13 protein-coding genes and 2 pseudogenes are annotated in these 14,108 nt (G+C 66.8%); 9 read left to right on the forward strand and 6 right to left on the reverse strand.

Translation table 11 applies throughout. From position 1 onward, the window contains the following. Positions 1–158, forward strand: a pseudogene (locus G3W89_RS33180) (TauD/TfdA family dioxygenase); the annotation flags it as partial. An 8-nt stretch (positions 159–166) separates the two neighbouring features. Here G3W89_RS33180 and G3W89_RS05020 read toward each other — a convergent pair. Continuing rightward, positions 167–478: a hypothetical protein gene (locus G3W89_RS05020; RefSeq protein ID WP_162573065.1), complete on the reverse strand. Its 312-nt coding sequence runs from the start codon at positions 476–478 to the stop codon at positions 167–169. Positions 479–625: 147 nt separating this feature from the next. Between G3W89_RS05020 and G3W89_RS05025 the strand changes: the two genes are divergently transcribed. Beyond that, positions 626–1,993 carry a hypothetical protein gene (locus tag G3W89_RS05025; RefSeq protein WP_232076335.1) on the forward strand — a complete coding sequence of 456 codons (1,368 nt, stop codon included), beginning with the start codon at positions 626–628 and terminating at the stop codon, positions 1,991–1,993. A gap of 123 nt (positions 1,994–2,116) precedes the next feature. Here the strand turns inward: G3W89_RS05025 and G3W89_RS05030 are convergent, their stop codons facing one another. After that, positions 2,117–2,500 carry a DUF5329 family protein gene (locus G3W89_RS05030; RefSeq protein WP_162573067.1) on the reverse strand — a complete coding sequence of 128 codons (384 nt, stop codon included), beginning with the start codon at positions 2,498–2,500 and terminating at the stop codon, positions 2,117–2,119. 103 nt (positions 2,501–2,603) lie between these two features. Between G3W89_RS05030 and hisN the strand changes: the two genes are divergently transcribed. Both hisN and G3W89_RS05040 read left to right on the forward strand, forming a co-directional pair. Beyond that, positions 2,604–3,386 (forward strand): histidinol-phosphatase, encoded by a 783-nt coding sequence (hisN, locus tag G3W89_RS05035; protein WP_162573068.1) that lies wholly within the window; start codon positions 2,604–2,606, stop codon positions 3,384–3,386. Positions 3,387–3,578: 192 nt separating this feature from the next. Then, entirely contained in the window at positions 3,579–5,726 is a 2,148-nt protein-coding gene (locus G3W89_RS05040) for an LTA synthase family protein (RefSeq protein ID WP_162573069.1), read from the forward strand. Positions 5,727–5,805: 79 nt separating this feature from the next. Here G3W89_RS05040 and G3W89_RS05045 read toward each other — a convergent pair whose 3' ends face one another. Together G3W89_RS05045 and G3W89_RS05050 are read right to left on the reverse strand one after the other, a co-directional pair. Beyond that, entirely contained in the window at positions 5,806–6,861 is a 1,056-nt protein-coding gene (locus G3W89_RS05045; protein WP_162573070.1) for an SGNH/GDSL hydrolase family protein, read from the reverse strand. Between the two features lie 89 nt (positions 6,862–6,950). After that, the gene (locus tag G3W89_RS05050) at positions 6,951–7,934 is read right to left on the reverse strand and encodes a cupin-like domain-containing protein (protein ID WP_162573071.1); all 984 of its coding nucleotides are present in this window, start codon (positions 7,932–7,934) and stop codon (positions 6,951–6,953) included. Between the two features lie 308 nt (positions 7,935–8,242). On the opposite strand from G3W89_RS05050, the gene G3W89_RS05055 reads away from it, so the two are divergent. From G3W89_RS05055 to G3W89_RS05065, 3 genes are all read left to right on the forward strand, one after another. After that, on the forward strand, positions 8,243–9,151 hold the full coding sequence (locus tag G3W89_RS05055; RefSeq protein ID WP_162573072.1) for an AraC family transcriptional regulator: 909 nt from the start codon (positions 8,243–8,245) through the stop codon (positions 9,149–9,151). Between the two features lie 78 nt (positions 9,152–9,229). Beyond that, complete coding sequence (locus G3W89_RS05060) at positions 9,230–9,424, forward strand: DUF2905 domain-containing protein (protein ID WP_068677862.1); 195 nt, start codon at positions 9,230–9,232, stop codon at positions 9,422–9,424. Between the two features lie 4 nt (positions 9,425–9,428). Next, positions 9,429–10,355 carry an ROK family protein gene (locus G3W89_RS05065; protein ID WP_162573073.1) on the forward strand — a complete coding sequence of 309 codons (927 nt, stop codon included), beginning with the start codon at positions 9,429–9,431 and terminating at the stop codon, positions 10,353–10,355. Here G3W89_RS05065 and G3W89_RS05070 read toward each other — a convergent pair. Next, positions 10,352–11,122, reverse strand: a complete 771-nt coding sequence (locus tag G3W89_RS05070) for an SDR family NAD(P)-dependent oxidoreductase (RefSeq protein WP_162573074.1) — start codon at positions 11,120–11,122, stop codon at positions 10,352–10,354. The two genes, G3W89_RS05065 and G3W89_RS05070, sit on opposite strands and share 4 nt — an antisense overlap. A gap of 140 nt (positions 11,123–11,262) precedes the next feature. Here G3W89_RS05070 and G3W89_RS05075 point away from each other — a divergent pair, with 140 nt between their 5' ends. Further along, entirely contained in the window at positions 11,263–12,159 is an 897-nt protein-coding gene (locus tag G3W89_RS05075; protein ID WP_232076337.1) for a LysR family transcriptional regulator, read from the forward strand. Between the two features lies 1 nt (position 12,160). On the opposite strand, the pseudogene G3W89_RS05080 reads toward G3W89_RS05075, so the two are convergent. Beyond that, positions 12,161–13,594: pseudogene (locus tag G3W89_RS05080) on the reverse strand (aminotransferase-like domain-containing protein); the annotation flags it as partial. Positions 13,595–13,771: 177 nt separating this feature from the next. Between G3W89_RS05080 and G3W89_RS05085 the strand changes: the two are divergent. Next, a complete protein-coding gene (locus G3W89_RS05085) occupies positions 13,772–14,095 on the forward strand; it encodes a hypothetical protein (protein ID WP_162573076.1) in 324 nt (107 codons plus the stop codon). Positions 14,096–14,108 lie beyond the last annotated feature (13 nt).

The raw sequence follows: 14,108 nt of genomic DNA on the forward strand, positions 1-14,108 counted from the left end.
TTCGCACGCATCCGTCGCGCGCACCTGGCCACCCTGTGCTGGTCTTCCGCGAGCAGCGGATCACGCCCGACCAGCACATCGATTTCTGCCGCCGCTTCGGGCCGCTCGAGATCCACGTGCTGCACCAGTTCCACCTGGCAGGCCATCGCGGGATCCTGAGACGGCCTCAGGCACTGCCGCTCTGTCCCCCCGTGGTTCCGGGCGGATGCTTTTCGCGCGGCTGGTTGCTGTCCGACAGCTGCTCGGAGGGTGGCCCGAGTTCGCCGCTGTCGCCGCCGGTCGCCTTCCAGGTCCCGCCGCGGCGTGCGTTGTTGCCGGTGCCGGAAAGAATCTCATCGTCGTCGAAGTCGACTTGAGGTTCCGCGCCGGCATCGCCACCGCTCGCGCGTCCGCGTGAGGGGGGGTTGATGCCGTGCGGGCCGATCGCATCGGGGCGGCCGCTGTCGTCTCCAGGGTCGTTCTGTGGGCGCTTGGGCATGGTGTTTCCTTTCATGTCGCTGGCGGCGAAAGTGCCGATCCACCATGCTGGACGCCGTTCAGACGCCCGCTGTGGGCGCGTGCATGCTGCGCCTGTAGGATCGTCCTCACCAGCGTGGAACAGGCGGGCACCCGGCCCGGAGCGCGATTGCAGGACCTCGACACATTTCTACTGGCCGCTGTGCGCGCCGCGCCGCGCAGGTACTGCATGCCGCCGTTGCCGCCGGATGCCGCTGCGGCCGCGTCGGTCGGAGTGGGCGCCACACTGGCCTTCGCGCTCGAAGGCGCACGCACCGTGCACGAAAGCGGATCGCCGACACCGCCTCGCACGGAGGCATTCTTTACGCACGCGCTCGCCGAGCTGATCCGCAGAGCGCTCGCGCCGGAGGGCGGCGATCCGGCATTCCAGGCACTGGTGCTGCAGGCGCAGAGCGCGGAGGTTCGCGAGCATGTGCGCCTGGCTGCGCAGGTCGCGAGCGACCGTCGTGCAGTCCGTGCCGCCACCGATGCCATGGGACATCCCGGCAAGCTGCGCGACATGCCGAGCGGCAGGACCCGGGATGCGCTGGCCCGATTGCATCGTCTCGCGGCCGACGGTGCCTGGACAGAGCTTGCCGCGGCGGCCGAGAAGCCGTCTGCGCAGGACATCGCGGCAGGGGAGCCGGTGCGTCCACTGCTGGAGGAGCTCCGATCGAGCCCGTCGCTGCAGCGCCTAGTGCATGGCAGCGCATTGTTGCGCGACGAAGCCGTGCAACGCTACCTGCGGCTGAGCGAGCGAAGGGGGCCGCTGGGAGGCAGCGATGCCGCGGCTGCGTCGGGGCGCGCCTCGGCACGCCTGGGCGAGATGGCCGAGCACGCCACGGCGCAGGCTTTCGGCGCCATCACCGACCTGCTGAACCGCCACCACGAACAGGGCGCCGCTTACCGTGTCGTGCGAAGCCTTCGGCCACCGCGAGGCTTCCCCGGAGAGACGAACAAGGCAAAGGACGAATGGGACGCGGCGATCGTGCGAAGCGGCCAGGGCGGTGCCGGCGAGATCGTTCTTCTTGCCGAGATCAAGGCTTCGCCCGCTGCTGCGACGTCCGACTTCTCGCGACTCCTGCGCGGCTTGAAGCGACTCGCGCATGCCGACCCCGATCGTACCTATGCCTTTGCTTCGGCAGCCGGCGAGGCGCATGTTGCAGGCATGTCGCTTTGCAGGCTCCGGCCCGACGGCCATTCGCTCCCGCCGCACGTGATCTATTGCTGTTCCGCGCCGACCGAATCGCATCCGCCGTTCTTGAGTGCGGCGACCAAGGCGGTCCTGCTCGGCGAACCCGCGGCCTTCGAATTCGCGTGCCGGCTTGCTCGCGGCGAGGCGCCGCCGGCTTCTGACCTCCTTCCTGTATGGGACGCATTGGCGAAAGAGCCTCGATTGCGCTCGGCGCTGTACCAGTACGAAACCGCGAAGCGCGTGCGAGAGGCCATGGTGCATCCGCTCGACCTGCTGTCTGCCTTGGAAGACGGGCCGGCTTAGCCTCGAGCCGTACGCGGGCAGGATTCACGAACCGGCAGGCGCGTCAGCGGCTTGGCCGCGGCAGCCCGTCCGGCAGATGTGGGAACGGGCCGCATCAGGACCATCGCGTCCGTCGGCAGTGTGTCAGCCGCGTCCCTGTTGCCTCATGGTGCGCAGTTCCTGCATCAGGAAGCCGCGCGCCTCGCGCGCCTTGCCGTCCGCGAGCGTGACCATGTAGGGCTTGCCCGTCAGCTCCGAGCGCGAGGCGCAGCGCTCGATGAAGTCCTCCGCCGTCACGATCTCTTCGCGGAAGTGCTTGTACTTGGCCTGCATGTGCTCGGCCGCCTCGGCGGCGTCGTGCGGCTCGCCATTGCGCAGGAATTTCATTGTCGTCATGCCCTGGACATGCGCGATCAGGGCCAGGATCAACTTGTGTTCCTGCTCCGATGGGGTGGCGGCGGCGAGCGGCGCCATGGCGGCAAGCAGGGCGAGGGTTGCGATGCGCAGGCACCGGCGACGATCGGGCATGTGGCCTTCTTGTTCGAGCTGTTTGAAGGCCATGCTCGCCCAGCCCGGGCGGCGTGTCAAACCGTTGCCTCGGGTCTAATCGGCTTCTTTGACCCGTTCTTCCATGAGCTCCACTGCCTCGCCTCAGGATGCCCTGCGCATCGCCAACGCCCTTGCCGACGCCGCCGCCGCCCATTCGCTGCGCCTGTTCCGCACGCCGTTGGAGGTCATCACGAAAGCCGACGAAAGCCCGGTCACGATGGCCGACCGCGCGGCAGAGGCAGCGATGCGCGAGATCCTGGGCAGCGAGCGGCCAGCCGACGGCATCTTTGGCGAGGAGCACGGCGTTGCGCGCGTGGACGCAGAGGCCGTGTGGGTGCTCGATCCGATCGACGGCACGCGCAGCTTCATCACTGGCTCGCCGCTCTGGGGGACGCTCATCGGACTCCTGCGCGGCGGCCGCGTCGAGTTGGGAATGGTCGACATGCCGGTGCTGGGCGAGCGCTGGGTCGGACAAGCCGGGCTGGGTGCGCAGCGCAACGGGCAGCCGGTTCGCGTGAGCGCGTGCGACAGCGTCGTGGCGGCGCGCATCTTCACCACGTCCCCGGACATCTTCGGGCCCGCCGACTGGGACGCCTTCGACCGGCTGAGCCGGCGCTGCGCGATGCGCCGCTTCGGCGGTGACTGCTACAGCTACGCTCAACTCGCCGGCGGCACCATCGACCTCGTGGTGGAAACCGGCCTGCAGCCCTACGACTACCTCGGTCCCGCCGGTCTGATCGAGGCGGCCGGCGGCGTGATCACCGACTGGGAGGGCCGGCCGCTGGGGCTGGCCTCGAACGGCCGCGTCGTTGCCGCCGCCACGCCCGCGCTGCACCGCGAGGCACTGGCGATCCTGAATCCCTAGCTGTAGTTTCCCAACGGGTTGTTCACCCGAGCTGAAGCAAGAAGGGGGTTTTGCCGGTTCAGCGTTTGCGTAATTTCATGTGAAAATTTGATGACAAAAGTTCTCATCAAATCGATGGGTGTGACCTACCGGGCGTTTGGCCGCCCCTCCAAAGGACTTCCGGTGCAGCGAACCCCACCCAAATTGCGCGGATTGACCTCACAGAATCCCTGGCTTGTCGCCTGGCTGCTGGTGGCCCCGCTGGCCTTGTGCCTCATCGGGGCCAAGATGATGAAGGTCGACGTCGCGATGGCCGCGATCGTGTTTTCCAGCCCGCTCAGTGTCCGGGTCTTGCGGCTCGCGGGAATGATTGCTTTCTCCTGGCTGGTCCAGCGATTCCTTTTTCCGAAGCGCCGCATCGCGAGCGTCGTCATCTTTGCCGGGGTGTTCCTCGCCTCGGTGATCGTGATGTTGCGTGCCAAGCCGGAGATGACGGTTGTCGGCGTCCTGTGGGACTGGGCCTATAACCTCTACAAGGAGCCGGTGGTCTTCGCGACCATCGTCTGGCGAGAATTTGCCACGATCTCCTTGCTTGCATTGTTGATGGGCGCCGTGCTCAGGTTCGCACCCGCGCCTGTGTTCCGCAGCGCGTACAGACTGTTCCAGGCCCTCATCGTCGTGCTGTGCGCGCTGGTCGGCGTCGACCTGGTCTACGAGGTCACGGTGGGCCAGCCGCCCAATGTCGCAGTGCTGCTGTTCAGCCTCTCGCATCCGCAGGATCTCGCTCCGCTGGTGGGTGCTGAAGTGACGCTTGGGCGGGTCGCCGCGCTCACGCTTTGTATCCTGCTGCCGCTCGGCTGGGCCTGGTATTTTCGGGACATCGGAACTCCGGGCCCGCGGGAGGCGGAACCGCGTGCCGGACGCGGTCTGGTGTTTGCGCTGGTGGGCACCGCCGCGCTGTTCCTGCCGGTCATTCCGGTCGGCAGCGTGCCGCTGGAACGCTATGCCGAGGGCTCGTTGATCGCACTGTCGAAGACAGCCATCTCGGCACCCTATGCCGAAGCCGAAGCTGCTGCGCAAAAGGCATTCAATGACGAGAACCGGCCGCGCTGGCACAGCGCCGGCATGAAATTGCAGCCCACCGGAGCTCCCAAGAAAGTGAAGAACGTGGTCATCGTGATGATGGAGTCGGTGCGAGCGGCATCCACGTCGATCCACCGCCCCGACCTGGGGACGACGCCTTTTCTCGCAAAGCTGGGCCAGGACGGACTGGTGGTGTCGGACATGAGTGCCGTGGTGCCGCGCACCTCCAGCGCCTGGATCGCGATCCTGGGAGGACAGTATCCGCTGACCAACGAGGGCAGCGTGCGCTGGAGTGCCGAGAACAGCAAATTGCCACGCATCCGGGCACTGCCCGCGGCACTGCGCGATGTGGGCTATGCCACTTCGTTCTTCACGCCAACCCACCTGCACCTGCTCAACGAGAACCGGATGGTCGACGCCCTGGGCTTCGAGACCGTGATGGATGACGAAGACTTCAGCAAGCTGCAGTCGCTTCATGCGAACTACATGGGCGGCGCCGACGAGGTGATGATCAAGCCCATCCTCGATTGGACACGCGCGCAGAAAATGGCCAACCGGCCCTTCATGACGGCTGTGATGACGAGCGTGGGCCATCATCCCTACACGACGCCGAGCACCTGGAAGAAGTTGTCATTTCCGAACGCGGCGAATCCGACGCTCGAGGCGTACTACAACTGCCTGGCCTACATCGATGATGTCATTGCCAAGCTCATGGCCGGCTACAAGGAACTGGGTGTGCTGGACGACACCGTGTTCCTGTTTCTCGGAGACCACGGGCAGTTCTTCGGTGAGCATGGCGTGAACCAGGCGTTCAATGCGCTTTACCAGGAAGGCGTTCATATCCCCATGGTCATCTATGCGCCAGGTGTGGCCGAGCTGAAGGGCGTGATCAAGGGTCCACGCCAGCAGATCGACGTGTTGCCGACCGTTGCCGAGCTGCTCGGCTACGAGGTGCAGAACGCGAGGCTGCCGGGCGTTTCGCTGCTGCAGCCCGTGTCGGCTGAGCGCGAGATGTTTTTTTCCGCAAGCATCGAATCGTCGTACCTCGCGCTGCGTCGCGGCGAGAAGAAGTACATCTACAACTTCGACCGCGCGCCTTTCATGGTGTTCGACCTGGCGGCCGATCCCGCCGAAAACGTCCCGCTGCCAGCACCGAAGGCGGCTGAAGCGAACTCGCTGAAACAGGCATTGCTGGAGTGGAAGATCCAGACCGAGATGTCGATGTATGCGCGGCCGGAGAACAGTGCAACGCCTGAAGGGCGTTGGGTCAGGCGGTAGTCGGGCGATCGGCATCCGGACATCGAGCCAGCGCCAGCAGCGTGCCCGATTCGTGTGCTCGCAGCCTGGCCGAGTGAGGCTATCCGGCGAGAAAGCGGGCCAGTTCCTCGTTGCTGATCGGCGTCAACGGCAGGCCGAACGCCTCGCGCAGCTGCGCGACGAATGATTGCGCCCAGATGGCGTTGGGCACCACCCCCCAGTGTCCATCGCTCAGCACGGTATGGCTGGGACTGTCGCCGCCGGTGTTGGTGACGCGCAGACCCGGGCTGATCGTGACCGTGTTGTAGTCGGGATCTCCGTTCGGGCTGCGCTCGCCCCACCGCTGAGAAAACCAGTCGTTGATGTCGGCGAATGTGATGCGCTGCCGATCCGCTTCGGCGATCTTGCGCAGTTCGGCGTTCGCATTCGCCAGCGACTTCTTGATATTCGCCGTCGCGATGCTGCTGCGGTACTTGGCGAGGTTCTCCGGGTCGTCTGCCTGGTTGACCAGGCCCACGAGAAGAATGCGGGTCGACGGATGTGACGCATGGATCAGCGTGATCGCGGCACGTATCTGTTGCGTGCAGTAGTCGATCGTCTCTCGCAGTTCGGCCGCCAGCGGGTCTCGGGATTGCAGATCGAGCCAGCCGTTCCAGTTGTTGCCACCCATGTAGATGACCACGACGCCGCGACGCCAGCGTTCGGGCTCGCGATTCATCAGCGCGACGAGGCGAGGCACCTGCCGGAACCGCTGGCCGAGCCGCTCGCCCATGAGGTTCTTGCAGGCGGCGCCCGAATTCGCGAAGTTGTAGAGGTAGTCTTCCTTTCGCGGAGCACGGGAGGTTGGCAGCCCGATCGATTCGCGCATGAAGGCAATGCCACCGGGCTGTCCCCAGGCAACCCAGGGGCCGAGGTCGATCTCGTTGCCGCGCAGTCGTGCCAGCACCTCGGTCCATTGGAAGGTACGCGCATGGAACTTGCCGCCACGCAGCGGAGTTCCAGGTGGGAAGGCCGTGAGATCCTGGTAGGAGTGGCTCGTCGAGTCGCCGAGCACGGCCAGCGGTATTGCATTCGCGGGCACGGAAGAGCCGGCCACCGCGGCGGGCACATCATCGTCCCAGAACGCCACCACACCGACGACCAGCAGCACCAGCACGGCGAAAGTGCCGAGGACGACATGTGCCGATCGTCGAAGATTGAGCATTCTTGTGAGCGCCCCGCGAGGGCGGCGGTCAGCGCAAGGGCTTACACCGGGATGGACGGCTGCCGCGTCCGTTGCTTCAGTGCCTTTGCCCATCGGAACGGCGCGCCCAGGCGCTCGACACCCGAATACAGCATTTCATCGTGCGTCTTCGGATTGGACTTCGACAGCGTTCGCATGAACTTGGCCTTGGCACCATCCCAGAATGTGGATTCGTCGATCGGGCGCGGCTTCAGGCCAAGCTTGCGCATGCAGTAATTGGCCTGATGAACGCGCGCACGGTCTTCCATATCCGGCGTCGTGTAGTAGATCGAGAGGCTCACCGACACGGAGTTGCCGTTCTGGATCTTGTGGGCAGCCAGCGGAGGATGATGAACCGCTATCCCCGGGGTGAGCGTGAATACCGTTCCCGCAGTGGCGAGTTCGTCTCGGTAGCGAGCGGCAATCGGGTTGTGACGGTAGAAGTCCTCGATCTCCTCGATCGTCAACGTCTGGAGTGCCGGCGGATAAAGCCTCGCCTCCTTTTCGCCTTCGATCTGCATGAGGAAATTGGTCTCGTGGTCGAAGTGATACGGAACGCTGAGCCCCGGTGCATTCATGAAGATCGACATGCTGCCCCAGGCCATGCGCGAGCGGATCGGCGTGCCGGTGAGTTCCTCGATGTCCGCAAAGAGTTGATCCAGCAACTCGGCGTACTCCGGCGCCACCATGTCGATCTGATGAAGCGCAAGCCAGCGGCCATTGTTGGCGACGTCGAGGATGCTGTCTCTCAAGATGCGCTTCAGCTCGGACGTCGGAAGCGATCGCTGGTCGAAGGGGAAGTAGCGCTGGTAGTCGGGCCAATCGAACACATGTTTCGAAAGCTCCGCGAGCTTCTGGATGGTGAAGAGCGGATGTCCCTGCAGGTTGTGCCTGAACGCGAAGGCGTTCTTGTTCAGGTTGCTCCAGGGTTCCCGGTCAGTCAGGTCGATGAGACCGGTCGAAGGGCTTGGGCGAGCCCCCTCATTGCGCCCAGGTGATCGGAGCATGGCATTCCTCTTCTTCTCGCGTTAAGAATTTTTCTTAAGAGCAGCAGACCCCTGGGCTGGACAAGCTCCGCTCGCCCGTAGATTGGCCTCAATCCCAATTCAGTGTAGTGCCAAGTACTTACCCTGAGCCTATGGATTTCCCTTCATTGCCCGCCTTTCGCAGTGCGCGAGTGCGGACGGGACGGATGTCCCACTCTTGCGCCGCGCCATGGGCCTGGTCCGGGAAAAAACGGGACAGGCGTCCTGGGACGGGATGCAAACGGCAGCGAACAATCGATGCTCCCCTTCATGGTTCATGGGAGTCCTCGATGTCCATCCATGCGATCCATGCCGCGCCCGCCAAGCGCTTCCATGTTGCGCATGCCTGCGCCGCAGCGGCGCTGCCGGGGCTGCACGTGGCCTCGTTGGGCCTGGTCGATGTCGACGCCTTCGGAGGCGGTGTGCACCGGGGGCTGCCGCATGAGCTCTTCATGGTCACGGCCTACTGCGACGAGCGGCTGGACTGCCGAAGCGCCAGCGATGGCGGCGCGCTGCGCGTGATGGTGTCGGCCCTGCGCACCCGCCCCGTGGACTTCCAGACGCAGGGCCGCGGCCAGATGGCGGTCGCGATGCTCACGCCGCTGGGCTTGCTGCGCGCCTTCGGACGGCCCTGGGACAACCTGTGCAACGAACGCCTGCCGCTGCGCGAGCTCGTCCCGCCGTACCTGGAGGCGATGCTGCATGGCGCGCTGATCGATGCGGCGGCGGGTCCGGAGCGTTGCCTGGTCTTCGGGCGCTGGCTCGAGGCCCGCATCGGCGAGCGCCGCGCGCTGGGCTGGCAGGCCGAGCGCGTCGCGGCGGCAGCGATGTCGCTGCTGGAGGCGCCGGCGCTGTCGGTCGACATGTTGGCCTGCCAGCATCTGGTGAGCCGGCGCCAGCTGGAGCGCGACTTCCGCCACTGGCTGGGCGTCGCGCCGGCAGGCTATGCGCGGCTGGTGCGCTTCCAGCGCGCCGCCTGCGGGATCGCCGAGGGCGTGCCGCTGGCCCATGTGGCGGCGGAGCAGGGCTATGCCGACCAGGCCCACATGACGCGCGCCTTCTCGGAGACGGCCGGCGTGACGCCGCGCCAGCTGCGCGAGGGCGGAGGCCCCGCCCGCGCGCTGCGGGCGGCCTTCGCGCAGCGCATGATCATGCTGCCGGCCGGCCGCGAACCAGAGGCGCTGCGGCTGGCGGCCTGAGCGGCGAACGGCTGTCCAAGGACATCGCCTGCGGCGCGTGCAAACACGTCTCGCCACCGCGGGCGCTAGACTGTCCGCATGATTCGCTGGCTGATCGTTGTCGTGCTCGCGCTGCTCCTGATGAGCGGCCTGACGCAATGGCTGCGGCGCTTCGGTTTCGGTCGCCTGCCTGGCGACTTCGAGTTTCGCGCCTTCGGGCGCGAATGGCAGCTGCCGATCGGGAGCACCGTGGTGCTCAGCATGATCGCGGCCTTGATTGCACGATGGATCTGACCCCATGAGAGCCTGCGTCGATATCGGCGGCACCAAGCTGGCCGTGAGCCTCTCGCCCGACGGCAGCACCGAGCTGATCGGCCGCCGCAGCGAGCCCACCGCCAAGACCGGCAGCAACGATGCCGTGGCGCAGCAGATCCTGCGGCTCATCGACGAGATCTGCGCCGAGCAGGGCATCGCCGGCGCATCGGTCGACCGCGTGGGCGTGTCCTCGGCCGGTCCCTTCGTGCTGCGCGACGGTCGGGTCGAGCTCGCCACGCCCAACATCTGCGGCGGCATCGCCGGCCCGGCGCGCGGCCTGCCCAACGACTGGATGACGGCTGTGCTGGAGGCGCCGCTCAGCAAGCGCTTCAGCCATGTGCGGGTGGAGAACGACGCCGTGGCCGCGCTCGAGGCCGAGCGCACCTGGGGTGCGCTGCAAGGCATGGACCATTGCGCCTATGTCACCTGGAGCACCGGCGTCGGCGTGGGGCTGTGTGTGGACGGCCGCATCCTGCACGGCAAGAACGGCAATGCCGGCCACGCGGGCCACAGCTTCGTGGCCGACGACGACAGCGATGCGTTGTGCGGCTGCGGCAATGTCGGGGACGTCGAAGCCCTGGTCGCCGGCAACTCCATCGCTCGCCGCTTCGGGCAGCCGTCGCCGGACCTGTTCGCCGCCGCCGCCGCCGGCGAAGCGCAAGCGCTGGCCACCACGACGGCGCTGTGCCGGGTCATGGGCCGCATGCTCTACAACCTGATCGCCACGCTCGACCTCGAGCGCATCAGCCTCGGCGGCAGCGTGTTCTGGCACAACCGCGATTTCCTGTTGCCACGCCTGCAGGCCGAGATCGACGGCAAACTGGTCGCGCTCACCCGCGAGGCGGTGCTGGTGCCCGCGGGGCTGGGCGATGCGGTCGGCGACTACGCCGCCCTGGCCTTGCTCGATTAAAGGAACATCCCGCCCGACACTTCGATGCGCTGCCCGGTGATCCAGCGGTTCTCCGGCCGGAGCAGCGAAGAGATTGCACCGCCGATATCGTCGGGCTGGCCCACGCGACCCAGCGTGGTTTGCGAGGCGATCATGCTGTTCACCTGGGCGTTGTCGCGCACCAGGCCGCCGCTGAAATCGGTCTCGACCGCGCCCGGTGCCACGACGTTGACGGCAATGCCGCGCGCGCCCAGCTCCTTGGCCTGGTAGCGCGTCAGCACCTCGATGCCGCCCTTCATTGCCGCGTAGGCCGCATGGCCCGGGAGGGTAAAGCGCGCGAGGCCGGTCGAAATGTTGACGATGCGCCCGCCATCGGCGATCAGCGGCAGCAGCTTCTGGGTCAGAAAGAAGGGGCCCTTCAGCTGGATGTTCATCAACTGGTCGAATTGTTCCTCGCTGGTCTCTTCGAAGCTCGCGTGAATGCCGATGCCGGCGTTGTTCACCAGGTAGTCGAAGCGCTCGCGCTGCCAGACCTCGCTCAGGGCGGTCTTCACCTGCGCCGCAAAGCCGGCAAAGCTCGCGCTGTTCGCAACGTCGAGCGGCAAGGCGACCGCGCGCCGGCCGAGGGCTGCGACCTGCGCTACCACCTGCTGCGCCTCGTCGGCGCCGCTGCGGTAGGTCAGCAGGATGTCGACGCCGCGCTCGGCCAGCTTCAGCGCGGTGTTCTTGCCCAGGCCGCGGCTGCCGCCGGTGATGAGGGCGACGGGGGTGCTGGTTGGGGTGCTCATGTGGCTTCCTTTGAAAGAGTGCTCCGGTGAGTGAACTCTAGGGAAGAACAGTAAGCCGATAAACTGCCTGAATCAGATAGGACTGTTCAAATACGTAGAACAATCACTGCCGGCAAGCGCCTGGCAAGCGCCTTCTCGCAATGGACCTCGACACACTCCGCATCTTTGCCAAGGTGGCCGAACTGGCCAGCTTCACCCGTGCCGCCGAGCAGCTGGGCCATCCGAAGGCGCGCGTCTCCACCGCCGTGCAGCAGCTCGAAGGCCAGCTCGGCACCCGCTTGCTGCACCGGACGACGCGCAGCGTGCGACTGACGCAAGACGGCGAGCAATTCCTCGAACGTGCCAAGGAGCTGGTGGCGGACGCGGAAGAACTCCAATCGATGTTCCAGCAGGCGCCCAGCGCATTGCGCGGGCGGCTGCGCGTGGACCTGCCCGTGGGCATCGCGCGCCGCATCGTGATTCCGCGGCTGCCGGAGTTCTTTGCCGCGCATCCGCAACTGGCGCTGGAGCTCAGCACCACCGACCGGCTGGTCGACCCGGTGCACGAAGGCTTCGATTGCGTGCTGCGCATCGGGCCGCTGCGCGATTCGGGGCTGGTGGCGCGCCCGCTCGGCCAACTGCGGCTGATCAACTGCGCGAGTCCCGGCTATCTGCGCGCCCACGGCGTCCCAAGGACACTGGAGGACCTGGCACGGCATTGCCTGGTGCACTACGCGCCCACGTTGGGCAGTCCGGCGCCCGGCTGGGAATACCACGACGGCGAGCGCTACCGCCTGCAGCCCATGGGTGGCCTGATCACGGTCAACAGCTCCGAGGCCTACGAAGCCGCGTGCCTCGCAGGCCTGGGCCTGATCCAGGCGCCGGTGCTCGGCTTGCAGGCGCGAATTGACCAGGGGCTGCTGGAGGAGGTCATGCCGCAGGCCACGGCTCAGCCGATGCCGGTGACGCTGCTCTATCCGCATCGGCGGAACCTGTCGCAGCGCGTGCAGGCGATGCTCGACTGGCTGGCGCAGACACTGTCGCCTTTGCTGCGCTAGTGCGCAAGTCGGTGGCGATGGCGCCCAGGCGCCGCAGCGCGGCATCGACCGCCTCGCCGTAGGGCCAGCCGCAGTTGATGCGCAGGTAGTGGTCGAAGCGCGAGGAGTTCGAGAACAGCGTGCCCGGCGCCACCACGATGCGTTCGGCCAGGGCGGCGGCGAAGAGCCGCGTCGAGGAAAGGCGCTCGGGCAGCTCCACCCACAGCTGCAGTCCGCCCGGCGGCAGGTTGATGCGCGTGCCCGGCGGGAAGCAGCCGGCGATTGTGTCGGCGGTCTGCTCGCGTTGCGTCTTCAGGCATTGCCGCAGATGGCGCAGGTGGCGGTCGTAGCCGCCGGTGCCCATGAACTCGCCGGCCGCAGCCTGCGCGAGCGCCTCGTTGTTGCGCGTCTGCGCGAACTTGAGCATCTCCACCCGCGCCTGCCAGCGACCGGCCGCGATCCAGCCCAGCCTCAGGCCCGGCGCGAGGATCTTGTGCAGCGAGGCGCAGTGGATCACGTTGCCGCTGCCGTCGAAGGACTTGAGGGCGCGCGGCGGCACCGGCGCTTCGATGAGCTCGCTGTAGGTGTCGTCCTCGATCAGCGGAATGGCGTGCTGTTCGCACAGCTGCGCAAGCCGGGCCTTGTGGGCATCGGGCATCACGCTGCCGAGCGGGTTCTGCAGGTGCGGCACGACCACCACCGCCTTGACGTTGTCGTAGGTGCGAATGGCGAGATCCAGGGCCTCGATCGAGAGGCCGGTCTGCGGGCTCGTCGGGATCTCCAGCGCCTGCAGCCCCAGGCTTTCGAGCACCTGCAGCAGGCCGTAGAAGGTGGGTGACTCCACCGCCACGGTGTCGCCCGGCTGCGCGACGGCGCGCAGCGCGAGGTTCAGCGCCTCGATGCAGCCGTTGGTGACCAGGATGTCGTCCGGCGAGATCGCCATGCCCACGCGCAGGCTCCGCTGCGCGAGCACTTCGCGAAACTGGCGATCGCCCTTGAGAGGAGCAGCGACCGCCAGCATGCCGGGGCGCTGGCGCAGCAAGCGTGTCATCGCGTTGCGCAGGGCCTCTGCGGGATAGAGCTCCGGCGCGCCGCGCGCGATGGAGAGATCGAGCTTCTCGGCCACCTGCCGGCGCCGCGCCACGAAGTCCGACACTTTGGCGTGGATGCCCACGTACTGCGCCGGGTCGGGCGCCTGGTCGGCCGCCGGCTCATCCATCGGCGCCATCGCCAGGCGCCGGGGCCGGCGAACGAAATAACCCGAGCGCTCGCGCGCCTCGAGCCAGCCTTCGCTTTCCATCGAGCGGCACAGCTGCAGCGCCGTCGACAGGCTGATGCCGTGCTGGCGCATCAGGTGGCGCAGCGAGGGCAGCTTGTCGCCGGGCTTGAGCGAGCCGGCACGGATCGCGTCGAGGTAGTGCGCGGCCAACTGCCGGTAGAGCGGGGCGGAGTCCATGGAGCGATGCTGCGGGAAGGACGGTGGCGGGAACAGATGCAGACAGCGGCGAAAACCACCATAACAGATGGGGTGAAGGAGCGGCTGTTCTGCCTTCGATCGTCCCCGGCTGTGCCTGTTCTTCGAGCGGCTTGCTGCCTACGATTTCAGCAACCACCACCACTCCAGAGGCCCGCCATGATGTCCACCGATTTCCCTTCCACCACGCAGCTCCTGCCCGGGCAGTCGTTGCGCGTGGCGCTCGATGCCGGCACCGCGCTGATGGTGCTGGAAGGTCGCGTGCGGATCATTTCGCCGCCGTCCTGGTTCGGCGAAACGGCGTTCGCCGTGAAGAACGAGTTCCACGAAGGCGAGGCCTATGTCGCCGAGCGCGGCGGCTGGGTCGAGGTCGATGCGCTCGCCTCGGCACCCGCACGGATTTACAGCCTGCCGCAGCCGGTGTCGAGTACTGCGCCCCGGCCTTCGCCAGTGGCCCGGCTGCTGCGCCTGCTGCTCGCCTGAGCCCTGCTGCCTG

This window comes from Variovorax sp. PBL-H6 (assembly GCF_901827155.1).
In the GTDB taxonomy this organism is placed as follows: Bacteria; Pseudomonadota; Gammaproteobacteria; order Burkholderiales; family Burkholderiaceae_C; genus Variovorax.